This is a genomic window from Shinella sp. HZN7 (genome assembly GCF_001652565.1).
Taxonomy (GTDB): Bacteria; Pseudomonadota; Alphaproteobacteria; order Rhizobiales; family Rhizobiaceae; genus Shinella; species Shinella granuli.
The window spans coordinates 3,158,020-3,177,770 of the sequence record NZ_CP015736.1 but is presented as its reverse complement, the minus strand read 5'-3'; the positions used below and the strand labels follow the sequence as shown (position 1 = coordinate 3,177,770).

At 64.4% G+C, this 19,751-nt stretch carries 15 protein-coding genes; 8 read left to right on the top strand and 7 right to left on the bottom strand.

All coding sequences use genetic code 11. From position 1 onward, the window contains the following. Window positions 1-180 precede the first annotated feature (180 nt). The gene (gene gltB / locus shn_RS15385; RefSeq protein ID WP_371328607.1) at window positions 181-4,902 is read left to right on the top strand and encodes a glutamate synthase large subunit; all 4,722 of its coding nucleotides are present in this window, start codon (window positions 181-183) and stop codon (window positions 4,900-4,902) included. Between the two features lie 122 nt (window positions 4,903-5,024). Further along, complete coding sequence (locus shn_RS15380; RefSeq protein ID WP_064331175.1) at window positions 5,025-6,482, top strand: glutamate synthase subunit beta; 1,458 nt, start codon at window positions 5,025-5,027, stop codon at window positions 6,480-6,482. A gap of 221 nt (window positions 6,483-6,703) precedes the next feature. Here shn_RS15380 and shn_RS15375 read toward each other — a convergent pair whose 3' ends face one another. Both shn_RS15375 and shn_RS15370 read right to left on the bottom strand, forming a co-directional pair. Beyond that, window positions 6,704-7,669: a calcium-binding protein gene (locus tag shn_RS15375; RefSeq protein WP_064331174.1), complete on the bottom strand. Its 966-nt coding sequence runs from the start codon at window positions 7,667-7,669 to the stop codon at window positions 6,704-6,706. A 51-nt stretch (window positions 7,670-7,720) separates the two neighbouring features. Next, window positions 7,721-7,984 (bottom strand): PepSY domain-containing protein, encoded by a 264-nt coding sequence (locus shn_RS15370; protein ID WP_064331173.1) that lies wholly within the window; start codon window positions 7,982-7,984, stop codon window positions 7,721-7,723. A gap of 111 nt (window positions 7,985-8,095) precedes the next feature. Here shn_RS15370 and shn_RS15365 point away from each other — a divergent pair, with 111 nt between their 5' ends. Genes shn_RS15365 through shn_RS15355 form a run of 3 tightly spaced genes read left to right on the top strand, consistent with a single transcriptional unit; the run spans window position 8,096 to window position 10,436 of the window. Continuing rightward, entirely contained in the window at window positions 8,096-8,431 is a 336-nt protein-coding gene (locus tag shn_RS15365) for a PepSY domain-containing protein (RefSeq protein ID WP_206362176.1), read from the top strand. Next, window positions 8,431-9,096: a response regulator transcription factor gene (locus shn_RS15360; RefSeq protein WP_064331172.1), complete on the top strand. Its 666-nt coding sequence runs from the start codon at window positions 8,431-8,433 to the stop codon at window positions 9,094-9,096. Before shn_RS15365 ends, shn_RS15360 begins: the two co-directional genes overlap by 1 nt. Next, window positions 9,093-10,436, top strand: coding sequence for a HAMP domain-containing sensor histidine kinase (locus shn_RS15355; RefSeq protein WP_064331171.1), 1,344 nt, complete (start codon window positions 9,093-9,095; stop codon window positions 10,434-10,436). Before shn_RS15360 ends, shn_RS15355 begins: the two co-directional genes overlap by 4 nt. 32 nt (window positions 10,437-10,468) lie before the next feature. On the opposite strand, the gene shn_RS15350 is transcribed toward shn_RS15355, so the two are convergent. Then, on the bottom strand, window positions 10,469-11,617 hold the full coding sequence (locus shn_RS15350; protein WP_064332640.1) for a DUF459 domain-containing protein: 1,149 nt from the start codon (window positions 11,615-11,617) through the stop codon (window positions 10,469-10,471). A 131-nt stretch (window positions 11,618-11,748) separates the two neighbouring features. Continuing rightward, window positions 11,749-12,969: a lytic murein transglycosylase gene (locus shn_RS15345; protein ID WP_064331170.1), complete on the bottom strand. Its 1,221-nt coding sequence runs from the start codon at window positions 12,967-12,969 to the stop codon at window positions 11,749-11,751. Between the two features lie 218 nt (window positions 12,970-13,187). On the opposite strand from shn_RS15345, the gene galU reads away from it, so the two are divergent. After that, on the top strand, window positions 13,188-14,075 hold the full coding sequence (gene galU, locus shn_RS15340) for a UTP--glucose-1-phosphate uridylyltransferase GalU (protein ID WP_064331169.1): 888 nt from the start codon (window positions 13,188-13,190) through the stop codon (window positions 14,073-14,075). Between the two features lie 3 nt (window positions 14,076-14,078). Here galU and shn_RS15335 read toward each other — a convergent pair whose 3' ends face one another. Both shn_RS15335 and shn_RS15330 read right to left on the bottom strand, forming a co-directional pair. Further along, on the bottom strand, window positions 14,079-15,587 hold the full coding sequence (locus shn_RS15335; RefSeq protein WP_064331168.1) for an outer membrane beta-barrel protein: 1,509 nt from the start codon (window positions 15,585-15,587) through the stop codon (window positions 14,079-14,081). A 301-nt stretch (window positions 15,588-15,888) separates the two neighbouring features. Beyond that, on the bottom strand, window positions 15,889-16,953 hold the full coding sequence (locus shn_RS15330) for a linear amide C-N hydrolase (protein WP_064331167.1): 1,065 nt from the start codon (window positions 16,951-16,953) through the stop codon (window positions 15,889-15,891). A gap of 207 nt (window positions 16,954-17,160) precedes the next feature. Between shn_RS15330 and shn_RS15325 the strand changes: the two genes are divergently transcribed. Together shn_RS15325 and shn_RS15320 are read left to right on the top strand one after the other, a co-directional pair. Next, window positions 17,161-17,982 carry a hypothetical protein gene (locus shn_RS15325; RefSeq protein ID WP_371328566.1) on the top strand — a complete coding sequence of 274 codons (822 nt, stop codon included), beginning with the start codon at window positions 17,161-17,163 and terminating at the stop codon, window positions 17,980-17,982. Between the two features lie 247 nt (window positions 17,983-18,229). After that, the gene (locus shn_RS15320) at window positions 18,230-19,225 is read left to right on the top strand and encodes an SIS domain-containing protein (RefSeq protein ID WP_064331166.1); all 996 of its coding nucleotides are present in this window, start codon (window positions 18,230-18,232) and stop codon (window positions 19,223-19,225) included. A 65-nt stretch (window positions 19,226-19,290) separates the two neighbouring features. On the opposite strand, the gene shn_RS15315 is transcribed toward shn_RS15320, so the two are convergent. Continuing rightward, window positions 19,291-19,749, bottom strand: a complete 459-nt coding sequence (locus shn_RS15315; RefSeq protein ID WP_064331165.1) for an NfeD family protein — start codon at window positions 19,747-19,749, stop codon at window positions 19,291-19,293. Window positions 19,750-19,751: the final 2 nt, after the last annotated feature.

The window sequence follows — 19,751 nt, the reverse complement described above, 5'->3', positions numbered from 1 at the left end:
GCGTATTCCTTCCGAAAGCCGCGCGCCCAGACGGGTCCCGATGATCCTTCCGGTCCGCCGTCGTTTTGCGGTCGCGCCGGATTCATGAAACAGTCGCTCGCGAGGCCCCGTCCAAAGGCAAAGGGGTCACACGGGCGAAAACGAATGCCCGCAGGATGGGCGCACAGGAGGAAGAAAATGATGGTGAAGACCCAAGCACATGATTTGCGGCAGTTCCGGGCGCAGGCGACTGCGACGGGCGCCACGACACGCGCTTCCAATCCGGGCCTGCCGAAAAAACAGGGACTCTATGATCCGCGCAATGAACACGATGCCTGCGGCGTCGGCTTCGTGGCGCATCTGAAAGGCAAGAAATCGCACCAGATCGTCAAGGACGGGCTGTTCATGCTCGAAAACCTGACGCATCGCGGCGCTGTCGGCGCGGATCCGCTGATGGGCGACGGTGCAGGCATTCTCGTCCAGATTCCGGACCGCTTCTTCCGCGAGGAGATGGCAAGGCAGGGCGTCACGCTGCCCAAGGCAGGCGAATATGCCGTCGGCCACATCTTCATGCCGCAGGATGAGAAGCTCGTCGATTATTTCAAGAAGGTCATCGGAGATGTCGTCGCCGAAGAGGGGCAGGTGCTCATCGGCTTCCGCGACGTGCCGGTCGACAATTCCTCGCTCTCCAAGGCCCCGGAGATCGCCGCCACCGAGCCGCGGCATGTCCAGGTCTTCATCGGCGCCGGCCGCGAGGCCGCGACGAACGACGAGTTCGAGCGCCGGCTCTTCACCCTGCGCAAGGTGATCTCCAACCGCATCTACGACGAATACGAGGGCGAGGAGAGCAATTTCTACCCCGTCTCGCTGTCCTCGACGACCATCGTCTACAAGGGCATGTTCCTCGCCTACCAGGTGGGCGCCTATTACAAGGACCTCGCCGACCCGCGCTTCGAATCGGCCGTCGCGCTCGTGCACCAGCGTTTCTCCACCAACACCTTTCCGTCGTGGAAGCTGGCGCATCCCTACCGCATGGTCGCCCATAACGGCGAGATCAACACGCTGCGCGGCAACGTCAACTGGATGGCGGCCCGCCAGGCCTCCGTCTCCTCGCCGCTCTTCGGAGAGGACATCACCAAGCTCTGGCCGATCTCCTACGAGGGCCAGTCGGACACGGCCTGTTTCGACAACGCGCTCGAGTTCCTCGTGCGCGGCGGTTACTCCATGGCCCATGCGGTCATGATGCTGATCCCCGAGGCCTGGGCCGGCAACCAGTTGATGAGCCAGGAGCGCAAGGCATTCTACGAATACCACGCTGCCCTGATGGAGCCGTGGGACGGCCCGGCCGCCGTCGCCTTCACCGACGGCAAGCAGATCGGCGCCACGCTCGACCGCAACGGCCTGCGTCCGGCGCGCTACCTCGTCACCGACGACGACCGCGTCATCCTCGCCTCCGAGGCCGGCACGCTGCCGGTCAAGGAAGAGAGCATCGTCAAGAAGTGGCGTCTCCAGCCCGGGAAAATGCTGCTCATCGACATGGAGGAAGGCCGCATCATCTCCGACGAGGAGGTGAAGTCCGCGCTTGCCGCCAAGCATCCCTATCGGGAGTGGCTTGATAACACCCAGATCATCCTGGAAGATCTCGGTCCGGTCGAGCCGCGCGCGCTGCGCCGCGACGTATCGCTGCGCGATCGCCAGCAGGCGTTCGGTTATACGCAGGAGGACACCAAGCTGCTGATGTCGCCGATGGCGACGACGGGGCAGGAGGCGATCGGCTCCATGGGCACGGATACGCCGATCTCGGCCATGTCCGACAAGACCAAGCTGCTCTACACCTATTTCAAGCAGAACTTCGCGCAGGTGACGAACCCGCCCATCGACCCGATCCGCGAGGAACTGGTCATGAGCCTCGTCTCCTTCATCGGCCCGCGCCCGAACATCCTCGATCATGGCGGCGCGGCCAAGGCCAAGCGCATGGAAGTGCGTCAGCCGATCCTTACCAATGGCGATCTCGAGAAGATCCGCTCCATCGGCCATGTCGAGGACCGCTTCGACACCAAGACGCTGGACTTCACCTATGACGTCTCGCGTGGCGCCGACGGCATGCCGGAAATGCTCGACCGGCTCTGTGAGCGCGCCGAGCAGGCCGTCAAGTCGGGCTACAACATCATCGTGCTCTCCGATCGCCAGATCGGGCCGGACCGCGTGGCGATCCCGGCGCTGCTTGCCACCGCCGCCGTGCACCACCATCTGATCCGCAAGGGCCTTCGCACCTCGGTCGGCCTTGTCGTGGAGACCGGCGAGCCGCGTGAAGTGCATCACTTCTGCCTTCTCGCCGGCTATGGCGCGGAAGCGATCAACCCCTACCTCGCCTTCGACACGCTTACCGACATGCACAAGCGCGGCGAGTTCCCGAAGGAAGTGGATTCGGAAGAGATCGTCTATCGCTACATCAAGGCGATCGGAAAGGGCATCCTGAAGGTCATGTCCAAGATGGGCATCTCGACCTACCAGTCCTATTGCGGCGCACAGATCTTCGATGCCATCGGCCTTTCCTCCGAACTGGTCGACAAATATTTCTTCGGCACCGCGACGACCATCGAGGGCATCGGCCTCGACGAGATCGCCAAGGAGACCTTCAACCGCCACAAGGCCGCCTTCGGCCGCGACCCGCTGCTCGCCAACACGCTGGATATCGGCGGCGAATATGCCTATCGCATGCGCGGCGAGGAGCATGCCTGGACGCCCGACGTCGTCGCCTCGCTGCAACATGCGGTGCGCGGCAACGCGGCCGACCGCTACAGGGAGTTCGCCGACCTGGTGAACGCCTCGGCGCTGCGCATGAACACGATCCGCGGCCTCTTCTCGATCAAGGACGCGGAAGCGGCCGGCCGCAAGCCGATCTCCATCGACGAGGTGGAGCCGGCGGTCGATATCGTCAAGCGTTTCTCGACCGGGGCCATGTCCTTCGGCTCGATTTCCCGCGAGGCGCACACGACGCTCGCCGTCGCCATGAACCGGATCGGCGGCAAGTCGAACACCGGCGAGGGCGGCGAGGAGGCCGACCGCTACATGCCGCTGCCGGACGGGTCGATGAACCCCGAGCGCTCGGCGATCAAGCAGATCGCCTCGGGCCGCTTCGGTGTGACGACCGAATATCTGGTCAACGCGGACGTGCTGCAGATCAAGGTCGCGCAGGGCGCCAAGCCCGGTGAGGGCGGCCAGTTGCCCGGCCACAAGGTGGATGCGACGGTCGCCAAGACCCGTCACTCGACGCCGGGCGTCGGCCTCATCTCGCCGCCGCCGCACCACGATATCTACTCGATCGAGGATCTGGCGCAGCTCATCTACGACCTGAAGAACGTCAACCCGGAAGCGGATATCTCGGTCAAGCTCGTCTCGGAGGTCGGCGTCGGCACGGTCGCCGCCGGTGTCGCCAAGGCGCGCGCGGACCATATCACCATCGCCGGCTTCGACGGCGGCACGGGCGCTTCGCCGCTCACCTCGCTGAAGCATGCAGGCTCTCCCTGGGAAATCGGCCTCGCCGAGACGCACCAGACGCTGGTGCTCAACAAGCTGCGCTCGCGTATCGCGCTGCAGGTCGATGGCGGCCTCAAGACCGGTCGTGACGTCGTCATCGGCGCGCTGCTGGGGGCCGACGAATTCGGCTTTGCCACCGCGCCGCTGATCGCGGCCGGCTGCATCATGATGCGCAAGTGTCATCTCAACACCTGCCCGGTCGGCGTCGCGACGCAGGATCCGGTCCTGCGCAAGCGCTTCAAGGGCGCGCCGGAGCATGTCATCAACTACTTCTTCTTCGTCGCCGAAGAGGTGCGCGAAATCCTGGCCTCGCTCGGCGTGCGTTCGCTGAACGAGATCATCGGCGCCTCGGAGCTTCTGGAGAAGGAGAAGATGATCTCGCACTGGAAGGCCAACGGCCTCGACTTCTCCCGCATCTTCCACAAGGTCGATGCGCCGAAGGAGGCGACCTACTGGACCGAGCGGCAGAACCACCCGATCCACGATATCCTCGACCGCAAGCTCATCGAAGAGGCCAAGCCCGCCCTGGAATCGAAGACGCCCGTCGCCTTCGAGGTCGATATCAAGAATGTCGACCGCTCGGCCGGTGCGATGCTCTCGGGTGCCGTTGCCAAGCGCTACGGCTTCAAGGGCCTGAAGGACGATACGATCTCCGTGAAGCTGCATGGCACGGCGGGCCAGTCCTTCGGCGCCTTCCTTGCCCGCGGTGTCACCTTCGACCTCATCGGCGCGGGCAACGACTATGTCGGCAAGGGCCTTTCCGGCGGCCGCATCATCGTGCGTCCCCCGGAGGGTAACAAGGCGGTGCCGCATGAATCGATCATCGTCGGCAACACGGTGCTCTACGGCGCGATCGCCGGCGAGTGCTACTTCAACGGCGTTGCCGGCGAGCGGTTCGCGGTGCGCAATTCCGGCGCGGTCGCCGTCGTCGAGGGCGTGGGCGACCATGGCTGCGAGTACATGACGGGCGGCGTTGTCGTCGTCATCGGCCAGACGGGCCGCAACTTCGCGGCCGGCATGTCCGGGGGCGTCGCCTATGTGCTGGACGAAGAGGGCGATTTCGCCCGCCGCTGCAACATGGCGATGGTCGAACTCGAACCGGTGCCGGAAGAGGACGACATGCTGGAGAAGCTGCACCATCATGGCGGCGACCTCATGCACAAGGGCATGGTGGACGTGTCCGACGACATGACGCGCCATGACGAGGAACGGCTCTATCAGCTCGTCTCCAATCACCTGCACTATACGGGCTCGCCGCGGGCCAGGGAGATTCTCGACCGCTGGGCCGAGTATCGTCCGAAATTCCGCAAGGTGATGCCGGTCGAGTACCGCCGCGCGCTCGAAGAGATGGAGCGCATGAGGATGGGGATCGCTGCCGAATAAGGCAGCGGTTTCGACCTTCACCGACCGGTTGCGCGGGCGCGCGGCCGGCATGGATTTCATCTTGGCCGGCATTCCGGCATCGGGGCCCGAGCGGCACCCGTCCTTGAGCAAGGATTATTGAAGTGGGCAAGGTTACTGGTTTCATGGAAATCGACCGGCAGGTGGCGAAGTATCAGCCGGCCTCCGACCGCATCCGCCATTTTCGCGAATTCACCATCCCCATGTCGGACCCGGAGGTCCAGAAGCAGGCCGCGCGCTGCATGGATTGCGGCATTCCCTATTGCCACGGCCCGACCGGGTGTCCGGTACACAACCAGATCCCGGACTGGAACGATCTCGTCTACAACGGCAACTGGGAAGAGGCGATCCGCAACCTGCATTCGACCAACAACTTTCCGGAATTCACCGGCCGTGTCTGCCCCGCGCCGTGCGAGGAAGCCTGCACGCTGAACCTCGAAGACATGCCGGTCTCCATCAAGACCGTCGAGCAGGCGATCGCCGACAAGGCCTATGAGATGGGCTATATCGTGCCGCAGCCGGCAACGGTGAAGACCGGCAAGAAGGTTGCGGTCATCGGCTCGGGCCCGGCTGGCATGGCCGCCGCCCAGCAGCTTGCCCGCGCCGGCCATGAGGTCCACCTCTACGAGCGCGAGTCCAAGGCCGGCGGCCTGCTGCGCTACGGGATTCCGGACTTCAAGATGGAGAAGAACTTCATCGACCGCCGCGTCGACCAGATGCGCGGCGAGGGCGTCACCTTCCACTATGGCGTCAATGTCGGTGTCGACAAGCCGATGGACGAGATGCTCGCCGAACATGATGCCGTGCTCTACTGCGGCGGTTCGGAGACGCCGCGCGATGCCGGCATTCCCGGCGTCGACTTTGCCGGCGTGCACGATGCCATGCCCTATCTCGTGCAGCAGAACCGCCGCGTCGGCCGCGAGAACATCGACAGCGTCGGCTGGCCCTCCGCGCCGATCCTGGCCGGTGGCAAGCATATCGTCGTCGTCGGCGGTGGCGACACGGCGTCGGACTGCGTCGGTACGGCCTTCCGCCAGGGCGCGGTGAAGGTCACGCAGCTCGACATCCGTCCGCAGCCGCCGGAAAAGGAAGACAAGCTCGCCGTCTGGCCGTTCTGGGCGACCAAGATGCGCACCTCCTCCTCGCAGGCCGAGGGCGCCGTGCGCGAATTCCAGGTCGGCACGCTCGAATTCGTCGGAGACGAGGATGGCGTGCTGACGGGCGTGAAGTGCTGCCAGGTGGATGACCGCCGCAAGCCGATCGCCGGCACGGAGTTCATCATCAAGGCGGACCTCGCCTTCATCGCCATCGGCTTCCGCGGACCCTTCACCGACAGTGTGTTGAAGGACCTCGGCGAGCGCCTGACGATCAACACTGACAAGCGCGGCTCCTCGAACGTCGTCGCCAACGACCGCGACTACAAGACCTCGGTGGAAAAGCTCTGGACCGCCGGCGACGTGCGCCGCGGCCAGTCGCTGGTCGTCTGGGCGATCCGCGAAGGCCGCCAGGCCGCCCGCGCCATCGATGAGGCGCTGATGGGGTCTACGACGCTGCCGCGTTGAGTGTGCGGAAACAGAAAGGGCGCGCCAGGAAAACCGGCGCGCCCTTTTCTGTTGGTAAAGTGCCCCTCATCCGCCTGCCGGCACCTTCTCCCCGCAAGCGGGGAGAAGGGATATGCCGCGCCGTTTTCCTCAAGGACAGTGGGCAAGGCATTCACAACAGGTCCCTTCTCCCCGCTTGCGGGGAGAAGGTCGCGGCAGCGGGATGAGGGGCGATATCCGCCTCAGACGAAGAGGAAGTCCGACGCAGAGAGATCGGCGAGCTTGATGTCGTCGAGGCGCAACTCGTGCTTGCCGAAATCGAACACCACGTCCTTGCCGCCATCGGCCGTGCGGGCGATGTCGGCGATGTCGGCGAAGCTCGTGACGCCGAGGCTTTTCGAAATCTCGATCTTGTCGAAATTCGTCTGGAAATCCTCGATCTCGGTCTTGCCGGTCTTGAAGACGAAGGTGTCGCGGCCGGCGCCGCCTTCCAGCTCGTTGTTGCCGGAACCGCCGTCCAGGCGATCGTTGCCGGCGCCGCCTTCGAGGTCGTCATTGCCCGAGCTGCCGAAGAGCTGGTCGTTGCCGGCGCCGCCCTCCAGGTCGTCATGGCCGCTGCCGCCCCAGATCTTGTCGTTGCCGGCATCGCCCGAAAGCTTGTCGTTGCCGCCCTTGCCGGAAATCCGGTCATTGCCGTCGCCGCCGGAGATCGTGTTGGCCTTGCTGTTGCCGTTCAGCACGTCATCGCCGGAACGCGGATCCTTGGGTTCATCCGTGTCGACGGCCTGGAAGGAGAAGTGGCTGGCCTTGAGGCTCGAAAGCTTCGTGTCTTCCAGCGTCAGCGTGTTGCCGTTGCCGAAATCGAAGCGCACGTCCTCACCGTTGTCGACGGTCCTGGCGAGTGCCTTGAGTTCCGCAAAGCTTTTGACGCCGAGCGCGCTGTCGATGACGATCTTGTCGGCGTTTGCGGAAAAATCGTCGATCTCGTCGCGGCCGCTGGAGAAGACGAAGGTGTCGCGGCCGGCGCCGCCGCTCAACTCGTCATTGCCGGAGCCGCCGTGCAGCCAGTCGTTGCCGGCGCCGCCTTCGAGGTCGTCATTGCCGCCGAAGCCGAAGAGCTTGTCGTTGCCGCCCTTGCCATAGATGTCGTCGGCCGTCGACTGGCCCTTGAGCGTGTTGGCGGAGGAGGTGCCGATGATCTTGACCATGAGATAATGTCCTTGTTCGATGGGGTCTTCAGAGGGGAGTTTGGCGGCGGATCAGTCTTCGCGCTCAAGGCGCAGGATCTCGCCGGTGTAGCCGTCGATCTTCGCTTCGCTGACGACGTTCTTCGTGTCGACGATCTTCGCCTCGAAATGGCCGTCGTCCATTTCGATCTCGCGGATCGTATAGCCCTTGGCGGAAAGCTCGTTGGCGACCTGTTCGAGCGTCTTGCGGGTCGGCGCCTTGGTGGTGTCGGCGAGGGCCGGCACGGTGAGGGCGAGGAGGCTGGCGGCGAGAAGGCCGGTCGTGGTGAGGCGCATGGCGAAGTCCTTTCCTGTCGTTGTGAGGAGAGGTTTCGCACAGGCTGCCTGTTGCTTGCCTGACAGGCGCTGTCAGCGATTTGTCAGCTTGATGCGCGTATAGGTAGGCCCATGATCAGGAAGATATTGACCCCCTTTCCGCTGGCGCTCACCTTGTTCGTCGCCCTTTCCGTAGCGCCGCCGATGGGCGCGCAGGCGGATGACGACGACGATGCGCTGGAACATGAGGAAGCCCGCCGTGCCCTCGAACAGGGCCTCGTGCGTCCGCTCGAACAGATCATCGTGGAAGCCCGCAAGCATGTCGAGGGCGACCTCATCGAAGTCGAGCTTGAGCGCGAGGGCGATCGCTATATATATGAGCTGGAATTCATCCAGCCGTCCGGCCAGATCATCGAGCTGCAGCTCGATGCCAAGACGATGGCGATCGTAGAGGACGACGACGACTGATGCGCCTGCTGCTCGTCGAGGACGATGCCCGCATTGCGGCCGATGTCTCCGCCGTGCTGACGGGGGCCGGCTATACCGTCGAGACCGCCTCGGACGGCAAGGACGCCTGGTTCCTCGGCGACACCGAGGACTACGATCTCGTCATCCTCGATCTCGGCCTGCCGAGCATGGACGGCATGTCGCTGCTGAAGCGCTGGCGCGCCAACGGCCGCCACATGCCGGTGCTGGTGCTGACGGCTCGCGGCAGCTGGGCCGAGCGCGTCGAGGGCATCGATGCCGGCGCCGACGACTACCTGCCGAAGCCCTTCCAGTTCGAGGAGCTGCTGGCCCGTGCCCGCGCACTCATCCGCCGGTCCGTCGGCCATGGCGCGGCGACGATTTCCATCGGCGCCGTCACCATCGACACGCGGGCGATGCGCGTCAGCGTCAACGGCGTGCCGCAGTCGCTGACGCCGCTCGAATACCGGCTCGTCAGCTATCTCGGCCATCATCGCGACCGCATTGTACCGCCGACCGAATTGCAGGAGCATCTTTACGGCGACGATTTCTCGCGCGATGCCAATGCGCTGGAGGCGCTCGTCGCGCGGCTGCGCAAGAAACTCGGCGCGGTCGCCATCGGCACGCGGCGGGGCTTCGGCTATTACATGGGCGAGACCGCGCCGTGACGCGCCGCTCGCTGCGCCTTCGCCTGGTGCTTGCGGGCGCCGCCTCCATCATCGCCGCCCTCGTGGCGGCGTTCTTCGTTCTGTCGACGCTGTTCGAGCGGCATGTGGAACGGCGCATCGCCGCCGAGCTGATGCTGCATCTCAACCAGGTGATCGCCGGCCTTGCCGAGCAGCCGGGCGCGACGTTGCATCTTGCCAAGCCGCCGGTCGATCCGCGTTTCGAGCGGCCGCTCTCCGGCCTCTACTGGCAGATCGAGGGCGACGGGAAACGCCTGCGCTCCCGCTCGCTCTGGGATACCGTGCTGGCCCTGCCGGATATTCCGGCCGGCGGCGTGCATACGGCGACCATCACGGGGCCGGGGGATGCGTCGCTGCTTCTGGTCGAGCGCGAGGTGGTGACCAGCGAGCGGGCCGGGGCGCTGCCCTTGCGCGTCGCCGTCGCCATCGACCGCACGGACATTTCGAGCGCCACGGCCGAATTTGAAGGGGATCTTTTGCCCTACATGCAGGCGCTCGCCGTGCTTCTGCTGGCGGCGAGCTTCGTGCAGATCTTCGTCGGCCTGCGCCCGTTGGCAACGCTGACGGAGCGCCTTTCCGCCATTCGCGCCGGCAAGGCGGAACGGCTCGGCACCGATTTCCCGGACGAGGTCCTGCCGCTCACCGGCGAGGTGGATGCCCTGCTGCAATCGCGGGAAAACCAGTTGCGCAAGGCGCGCGCGCGGGCGGCCGACCTTGCCCATGGCTTCAAGACGCCGCTCCAGATCCTCTCCGGCGACGTGCTGCGCCTGCGCGAGCGCGGGGAGGAAAGCGTCGCGCGCGACATCGAGGCGATCATCCTGCGCATGCGCCGCCATGTCGATCACGAGATGGCCCGCGCCCGCCAGGCCGAGCGCGGGCATACGGCGCGCAGCGATCTTGGCCGTGTCGCCGCGCAGGTCGTCAGCGTCGTCTCGCGTACGCCGGCCGGCCGCGATCTCGACTGGCAGCAGGAGATCGAGCCGGGCCTCATGCTGCGCATCGATGCGGAGGATCTCGCCGAAATCCTCGGCAGCCTTGCGGAAAATGCCGCCCGTTACGCCAGGACCACCGTCGGCATCCTTGCCCGGGCGGACGGCGCGACGGCGGTCATCGAAGTCGTCGACGACGGGCCGGGCATTCCGGAGGGGGAGATCGAGTTCGTGCTGAAGCGCGGCGGTCGCCTCGATACGACGAGCGAGGGCGCAGGATTGGGACTGGCCATCGCCGAGAGCTTCGTCGAGGAGGCGAATGGCAGCTTCCTGCTGGAAAACCGCAAGCCCGGCCTTTGCGCCCGCATCACGCTGCCGCGGATCGTGGCCTGAGCAGCGCTCCAGGGGATCGTGCCGGCTCCCGGTCAGGGCGTTGCGGTCTTGTCCAGCCGAAAATCATCGACGCGGCCGAGCGGGGCGTCGGCGATCTCGCCCTTCTCCACCAGTTTTTCGCGCAGGCTCCTGCCGTTGCCCTTGATCGCGGCGCCGCCGAGCAGCGCCGTGCCGCCGTCGAGCGCCGGGTCGGCAAGGCTGATCGGCAGCGTCTTGGTGATTTCGGTGTCTTCTGCCGGCGCGGACACGACGAGATCCTTGAGGTCGCCCTGCAGGCCGGGGCCATCGGCGGCGGCATCGCCTAGCACGCGGCGGATTTCCTTTTCCACATAGAAGGCGAGCTTGCGCTTGCCGGCCTTGGTGAAGTTGATGCCGTCGGAGCCGCGCAGGCGCACCTGCTGGCCGTTGATGTCCGAGCCGGAGATGACGAACTTGCCGTTCTCATCGACGAAACCGTCCCAGATGTCGATGAATTCGCCGCCGGCCTTTTCGACGCCGGCCCGGTAGATGGTGTTGAGCGTCGTCATGTCGGCCGTCATGGCCGATGACTGGAAGGCCGGCATGCCGATCCACATCATCGGCTTGCCGCCCGCGCGGGCGAGCGTCGCGAGGCGTTCGACACGCGCTTCGTATTCCCGGGTCCAGGCCTCGGAGCGGAACTTCTCCTTTTCCCCGCCTACCGACATCTGCTGCCGGTCGTTGGCGCCGATGCTGAGCACGACGAGGGCGGGATCGGTTTCAGCGATCAGACCGGGCAGGGAGGCCGGCCAGTCGTAATAATCCTCGCGCACGATGCCGGAGGAACCGTTGGTGCGGCGCTCGACGACGATGCCCGGCGTTGCCTCGAAGGCGGCGATCAGGCCCTCGCCGAGGCTGCCGGCGATGAAGTCGCCGACCACCAGCACGACCTTGGCGTCCGGCAATTTCTCGATCGCCGTCGGTTCCGGCTTGGTGGCAACGGTCGTCGCCTGCTTCTTCTTGCGATTGACGATGCGCGGCTTCCTGATCTGCGGCTCGGGTGCAACCTCCTCGCGCTTCGGCTTGCCGAAGAGGAATTCCAGGATGGTCTTGCGTTCCTTGCGTTGCTGCGCGCCGGCCGGAAGGGCGGTCACCACGATGCTCGCCCCCGCCACAAGGGCAAGGCCGAAGCGCACAATCCGTAGGGTCGTCGTCGTGCTCATCGCAAGGGCTCCCGTCTTGGCCGCAACCTTGCCGGATCGCGGTGGCGGCATGATGGCAAATGCGCGGGCCAAGCGAAAGCCCGGCAGCAAAAAGGGGCGCCGGAGCGCCCCTGTTCGTCCTGCCGAAGGCGTCAGCGGCGCAGCGCGCGCAGCAACTGCTGGCTCGGCTCGCCATCGGCGGCAAGGCCCATCCGGTTCTGGAAGGCCTGGATGGCGGCCTTGGAGCCGGAGCCGAAATTGCCGTCGACCTCGCCTTCATAATAGCCGAGTTCCTTGAGACGGGTCTGCAGCTCGAATTTTTCGGTGATGTCGAGTGCGCCGTCCGGGCGCGGCCAGCGCTGTTTGACGCCGCTGTAGCCGGCAAGCTGGTCGGCCAGCATGCCGACGCCCATGGCATAGGAGTCCGAAGCGTTGTAGCGCTTGATGACGAAGAAGTTCTTGGTCATCAGGAAGCCCGGGCCGCCATTGGCCGGCAGCTTCAGCTCGGCGCGGTCGGCGCCGTTCTTGAAGCCGCTGCCGTTCGGGCGCGTGAAGCCGAGTTCCGCCCACTGGGCGAGCGTCTTCGTCTGGCCGGAATACTTGCTGCCGCCCTTCGGCACGACGATCTCGTAGCCCCAGGTCTTGCCGGACTGCCAGCCGTTCTTGGCAAGCAGGTTCGCCGCGGTCGCCAGCGCGTCCGGCACCGACTTCCAGATGTCGCGGTGGCCGTTGCCGTCGGCATCGACGGCATAGATCATGTAGCTCGTCGGGATGAACTGCGTGTGGCCCATGGCGCCGGCCCAGGAGCCGGTCATGTTGGCGGCCGCGATGTCGCCGCGCTGGATGATCTTCAGCGCCGCGATCAGTTGCGTGCGCGCATATTTCGCCCGCTTCTTGTCGGCATAGGCGAGCGTCGCCAGCGCCCGCGGCACGTAGTGCAGTCGGTCGTCCTTCTCCAGCACCGCGCCATAGTTCGATTCCATCGACCAGATGGCGAGCAGGATGTTGCGGTCGACGCCGAAATGCCGCTCGATGGCGGCGAGCGTGCGGGCATGCTTTGCGGCCATTTCCCGGCCGACGCGCACCGTATAGGGATTGACGCGCGAATCGAGATAGTCCCAGATCTTGTGCTTGAATTCCGGCTGGTAGGCGGCCTTTTGAAGGACGTCCGGATCGGGTGTCTTGACGCCGGAAAACGCCTTCTGGTAGGTCGCTTTGCTGATGCCGGCCTCGGATGCCGTCGCGTAGAAATCGGCGATCCACTGCTGGAAGCGGGCGTCCGCGCGGGCGGCGGTGGCCTGGGCGAAAAGCCCGGCCGACAGGAGGAGAGTGAGCGCGGATCGGCGCAGAACGGTTTTGAGATTCTGTGTCATCAGCTGTCGTGTCCGTTTCTCAAATTTCGGTACGATGGCGTGGAACCATCGGCTGAACGCAAAACTTATAAAAACGAAGTCAACAAATTCTTTACCATCAAACTTTTGCCCCGTCTTCCTTCGCAAAAAAGTCTTCCTTTGCAAAAAAATAGCAATTGGCTTCTATTTCGGCACATATACGTCCCGGCCATGAGGGCGACGGGCGCAACGAGGTGAATATGTCGCAGGCTCGCAAGGTTCGCAAAGCAGTCTTCCCAGTGGCCGGTCTCGGCACCCGCTTCCTTCCCGCCACCAAGGCCGTCCCGAAGGAGATGCTGACCGTCGTGGACAAGCCCGTCATCCAGTATGTGGTGGACGAGGCGCTGGAAGCCGGCATCGAGCACCTGATCTTCGTCACCGGCCGCTCCAAGGCGGTCATCGAGGACTATTTCGACATCCAGGTCGAGCTGGAGCAGACGCTGCGCCAGCGCAACAAGACCGCCGAGCTGACGCTGCTCGAAAGCATCCTGCCGGTCGCCGGCTCGACGAGCTTCACCCGCCAGCAGGAGCCGCTCGGCCTCGGCCATGCCGTCTGGTGTGCCCGCGAGCTGGTCGGCAACGAACCCTTCGCGCTGCTTCTGCCCGACATGATCATGAAGGCGGAAAAGGGCTGCATGAAGGGCATGGTGGAACTCTTCGAACACAGCGGCGCCAATATCGTCGCCGTCGAGGAATGCGCGCCCGACCAGGCCCACAAATACGGCATCGTCGGCGTCGGCGAGACGATCGGCGAAGGGTTCGCCATCACCAGGATGGTCGAGAAGCCGGCTCCGGGCACCGCGCCCTCCAACTTCTTCATCAACGGCCGTTACATTCTCCAGCCGGAAATCTTCCCGATCCTCTCCACGCAGGAGCGCGGCGCCGGCAACGAGATCCAGCTCACCGACGCCATGGTGAAGCTGGCCGGCAGCCAGAAATTCGCCGCCTACCACTTCCGCGGCGAAACCTATGACTGCGGGGCCAAGGACGGCTTCATCCTCGCCAACATCGCCTTCGCGCTGGCCCGTGCGGATATCCGCCCGACCGTCGAAGGCCCGCTGCGGGAGCTTGTCGCCAAGCTGAAATGAGGCTCAGCGGCGCAGGACGAGGCCGATGCCGGCGCGCGTGATGCCGGTGTCGGTGCCGCGTGCCGGGCGGGTCAATTCGTAGGAGACATCGCCGGTCAATGCGAGCCAGCGGTTGAGGTCCCAGGTGAGACCCGTACCGACGAGATAGACATTCTGGTCGGAGCTGCCGGACGAGGAGAAATCCCGCCAGGTATAGGCGCCGCTCAGCCGCGCGACGAGGTTTTCGCGCAGTTCATGCGTCAGTTCGGCCGTGGTCGCATAGGAGACGTAGCCGCTTTCCCCGGCGGTGGTCGATGGTTCGATCTCCGTGGCGAGGCCGAGCCGGAGTTCCGTGCCGCGCTGCGGCGACCAGGCGAGCGAGCCGTCGAGCGCCAGCGCGGCGATCGATTTCAGGCGGCTGTCGTCGAAGGCGGCGCGCCGGTAGCCCATGCCGAGATCGCCGCGCAGCTTTTCGCCAAGATCGATCTCCACGCCGGCGCGGCCGCCCACCGTCGAGCTGGAGCGCTCGTAGCCGAGCGAATCGCGTTTATCATCGTAGATCGAACGGCCGATCGAGGCTTCCAGATAGGGGATCAGCGCCGGGGACAGTTCGAAGCCGATGCGCCCCGTCAGGGTGCCCTGCGTGAAATTGCGGTCGGAAAGGCTGAGCTTCGTGCCGTTGGCGAGCTTTGCCGAGCCATAGACCTCGCGCTCGATTTCCGCGCTGATCGTGCCGCGGATCGCGCCGAAATCGCGCTGGACGCGCGCACCGGCGGTGAAGTTATGGACGCCTGACTGGGCGCTCGCGCCGTCAATGGCGTTGGGATCGGCGGAATCCTCGCGCTCGAAACCGTAGCCGGCGGTGAGATTGGCGATCGTGTCGTCGCTGAGATCGAGGCGCAGGTCGCTGTTGATGCGTGCCTGCGGTTCCGTTTCTCCGGTGCCGCTGATGTTGCGCTGATAGATGCCCGTGGCGTCGATGGTCAGCTGGTGGCGCGACCAGTCGGAGGTCAACGAGCCGCGAAAGCCGGTCTGGGAATAGGTCCGGCGCGTCGTGCTGCCGGATTTCGTGCGTTCGTGGCCGAGACCCTGGGTGATCGAGGGCCGGAGCAGGAACGTGCCGACGCGAATGCCGGTCGGCTCGTAGGGGTCGCCGAAATTGCTTCTCGCCGCGTCGGTGTTGCCTTCCCGCAGGTTCAGCCGCTCGCCCTCGCGAGCGGTGCGCAGGCTGGCCTCGTTGTCGTTTGCAGCGTCGGAAAGCGCATCGGCCTGGTCGCCGGTGAGGGCGGGCTCGGTCAGGGTCCTTCCGGTCGACGCCGTCGTCTCGGTTCCCGGCAGCGTCGTCGTGTCCATCGCGCCGTCATCGGTATTCTGGGCGAGCGGTTCCTGGAATGTGGGTGTCTCGTTCGCCGGCCGCTGCTGGGCAAAAGCCGGTGCGGCTGCAAGCATGGTGCCGGCAAGCAGAAGGCTGGCGAGACGCCATGACAGGCGGGGCAATGCTGCCTCGTGATCTCTTGCCTTTACCTCTGCCATGATTGCGGCCTGCGCACCTTTCCGATTTCGAAGCGAGCGTGAGGTCCAACGTTGTTTCATACACAAGCGCAGCGCGCATAAGTATTTGAAAAATAGCGTCATTCGCCACGTATTCGCTGATGGTAGCACTCTATTGGCGAAGGGTTAGTTTATGGTTAACAGGTGGTGAAAATCTGCGGGCGTATCTTTTCCGCTGATTCCGTTTGAGCAAGGGCCCTGCGTGTCGGAGCACGCAGGCGCACGTTTTACGACCGGTTCCGATCTCGCTCGCGGGCGGCTCGCGTCCACCCCGCATCCCGCTTCATATCCCAAGGAACTTGAACGGCTCGGCTTCCTTGAACTGGTCGTTGGCCATGCCGGCGTAGATGTTCGTCTGGTTGGGGCCGAGGTCGAGCTTCCTCACCTTGCCGGTCTCTTCCGAAAGGTCCAGCTTCGTCAGGTCGACCCAGAAGACGTTCGGCGTGAGCGCCGATTCGAAGAAGTAGAGCTTGCGCTTGTGGTCCGCCACGGTCCGCCAGCGCGTGGAGGAGATGTTGGGCTGGTCGGGCGTCGTGATGCCGAACGGAACGGAGACGTTGCGGATTACGCTGAAGGTGCTTGCGATGGCTTCGACCGGGTTTTCGGCCTTGGGGATGGCATTCACATAGAAGGACGCGCGTGCAAAGCGGTCGGCAGCGCGGTTCGTGCCGGGCAGCATGACGGTGCCGCCGATCTGCTTCCAGTATTCGTTGAGGGCGAGCTGTTCCTCGAAGATCGGGGAATTGGTCATCACCTGATGCTCACGGCTATGGTGGATGACCTGCTTGCCGTCGATATATTCGATGATCGCGCTGTCGCCGCTGGCGTCCGAGAGCGAGAGATGCAGGGTTGCAAGCCGTTCCTCGCCCGGCACCTTGTCGGTGACGATGGTGAACGGCTCCTTCGCCAGCGTATCGACCGCTTCCCGCACACTGGCAAAATTGTCGAGGGCATATTGCGCCCAGGCCGCCAGCGAGAGGCCCGGCGTCTTGCCGTCGTAGTCGGGATAGGAGGATTCCACGAGCCACAGGACGTTGGCGACAAGTCCCGCCTCGTTCATGCCGTCCGTGGTCGAGATGTCATAGCCCGAGGCGATGACGCTGCCGTATTTCGAGATCCATTCCACCGAGTTCGGTCCCGCTTCGCCGGACCGCTTCATACCGCGCGGGAACACCCAGAGGTTGGTGCCCACATCGAGCTTCCAGTCCATCGACCGGGCTGTGATGACCTGATCGTTCGCGCCGAGATAGACGAAGCGCGTGCAAGCATCGGCAGCGGAGGCCAGCACGCCCGTCGTGATGAGGGCAGCCGTGCAGGCGGCAAAAAAGGAGTTGTTTTTCAAGATCATGACCTGCCTCCATTCTATATTTCGCGGTCGGTTCCAGCGGGATACTATGAGCCTGCCATTGCGAATGGAAGCCATCATGGCGCAACTGATTGATTAAATTTTGTGCATTTGGCATAAGGCAATCAGCGAGCGAGGAGAAGGGCATGCCCTGCTGTGTCGTTTCCGCCTGAGATAGCAATATGCTTTCAGCTTGAAGAGGAAGGTCTCTTGAACAGATACGCCATCATCCTTGTGCTCGCTGGACTGTACGGTGGCGAGGCTGCTCATGCCGCAGACGCCGCGAGCGGCCAATCTGAAGAACCGGCTCCTGTCGTGGATGCGACCTCGACCTGGGCCTTGCAGGTCACACCGTATATGTGGGCAGCGGGTCTCAAGGGGGAGATATCACCGTTCAGGCGGGCTCCGACAATCGGGATCGAGAAATCGTTCTCCGATGTTATGGACGATCTCAATTTCGGCGGCTTCGTGAATGTGTGGGCACGCTATGATCGGTTCGTCTTCTCGGGCGATATGATGTATGTCGACACCACCGACAGCCATGCATTCGGTCCCTTGCCGGCCCTGCCGATAGCGGTGCCGCCCGGCACCGTCATCAACGGGAGCGTCGACAGCAAGCAGTTCATGGCCACGCTGCAAGGCGGCTATCGCGTCGTCGATACGCCGGATTTCACGCTGGATGCTCTCGCCGGCGCGCGCTTCTGGCACATTTCGAACGATGTGACGGTCAGTGCTCTCGGCATGTCGCGCACCTATGGCGAGAGCTTCGGCTGGGTGGACCCGGTGGTCGGCATCCGCGCCTTCCTTCCCCTGACCGACAGGCTGTCCGTGCAGGCGCAAGCGGATGTCGGCGGCTTTGGCGTGGGGGCCGACATCACCTGGTCGGCGCTCGCCACGGTCAACTATACCGTTACCGATCATCTCTCCATCTCCGCAGGCTACAAGGTGCTCGATGTCGACTACGCCCGTGGCGGCCATGTCTACGATACGCGCCTGAGTGGCCCCGTTCTGGGCATGACGCTCCGATTCTGACTGAAGGCCTTATGACTGTGCAGTAAATCGGGGCAGCAACTTCCGGCACTGGGCAGGCGAACCGCCTTGCGCGATCCGGCCCGTCTCCACCATCAGCAGAGCTTGCCAAGGGCTTCGTCCAGATTCAGACCCTGCCGGGCCAGGCCGTTGTGGTTAACGTCTGGTTGCCGCTCACAAAATCACTCGCCGTAACAATCTGCTTTCTTTCGTGCATGGACAGAGGATTGCAAAAGCGCTAACGAGACCCATGATCAAAAGACAGGCAAAAGTTGACAGCGCCGGTGCCATCGCTTCGGCAATCCGCACCGTTGAAACGGAAATGGCCGGCCTTACCGCTCTTTCAGCGGCTCTGCAGGGGCGGCTCTTCGACGCTTTTTGCGAAGCTGTTCGCGTCATCGGCGATATCAGCGGTCGCGTGATCGTGACGGGCATCGGCAAGTCGGGGCATATCGGGGCGAAGATCGCCGCGACGCTCGCTTCCACCGGCACGCCGTCCTTCTTCGTGCATCCCGTCGAGGCCAATCACGGCGATCTCGGCATGATCGGCCGTGACGACGTCATCCTCGCCATGTCCTGGAGCGGCGAGACGGCCGAATTGCAGGGCATCGTCTCCTATTCCCGCCGCTTCTCCATTCCGCTGATCGCCATCACCTCGGGCGAGCGCTCGGCCCTTGCCCGCGAGGCGGATACGCTGCTGCTGCTGCCGAAGGAGCAGGAGGCCTGCCCGCACGGCCTGGCGCCCACCACCTCCACGCTGATGCAACTGTCGCTCGGCGATGCGCTCGCGGTTGCGCTTCTCGAAGCCCGCGGCTTCACCGCGACGGATTTCAAGACCTTCCATCCGGGCGGCAAGCTCGGCGCCAGCCTTTCCCATGTCGGCGACATCATGCACAGCGGCGAGAACATGCCGCTCGTTCCCCTCGGCACCTCGATGCCGGATGCCGTCCTGCTCCTGTCGCAGAAGCGCTACGGCTGCGTCGGCGTCGTCAATGACGAGGGCATCCTCGTCGGCATCGTCACGGACGGCGATATCGCGCGCAATCTCTCGCGCAACCTTGCCGAACTCAGCGTCGACGAGATCATGACGCGAGCGCCGAAGACGGTGAAGCCGACGACGCTGGCGACCGCCGCGCTCGGCCTGCTGAACCAGTACAACATTTCCGCGCTGATCGTCACCGACGAGACCTTCCGTCCGGTCGGCGTCGTGCACTTCCACGACCTGCTGCGCATCGGCGTCGCCTGACCGGCGAATCCACAAGCATAAAGCTCAAGCCCCCGTATTTCCTGAAATGCGGGGGTTTTGTTTGACTATACGGCCTCGACCGTCAGATCGCGGCCGTTGCTGGCCGTGACGCGCACGCGCGCGCCGACCGGAAGGTCCGGCCCCTGTACGCTCCACATCGTATCGTCGAGACGAATGCGACCGCGGCCTTCGGTGATCGGCTGCTCCAGCGTCGCGGTGCGGCCGACAAGGCTCTGGCCGCGCTGGTTGAGATGCGGCTGGTCGGAGGTCTGGCCGCGCGTCTTGACGATGCGCCGGCCGATCAGCACGGCCACCAGCGACAGTGCGGCGAAGACCAGCCATTGGGCATGCCAGGTCCAGAACGCCGCGTCCCACAGGAGCAGCGAGAGGGCACCGGTGACGATCGCCGCGATGCCGATCCAGACGAGGAAGACGCCGGGCATCAGCACTTCGAGGATGAGGAGCACGATGCCGAGCACCCACCAGGCCCAGGGGCCGAGTTCCGTGACGATGCGCTGGATCATGC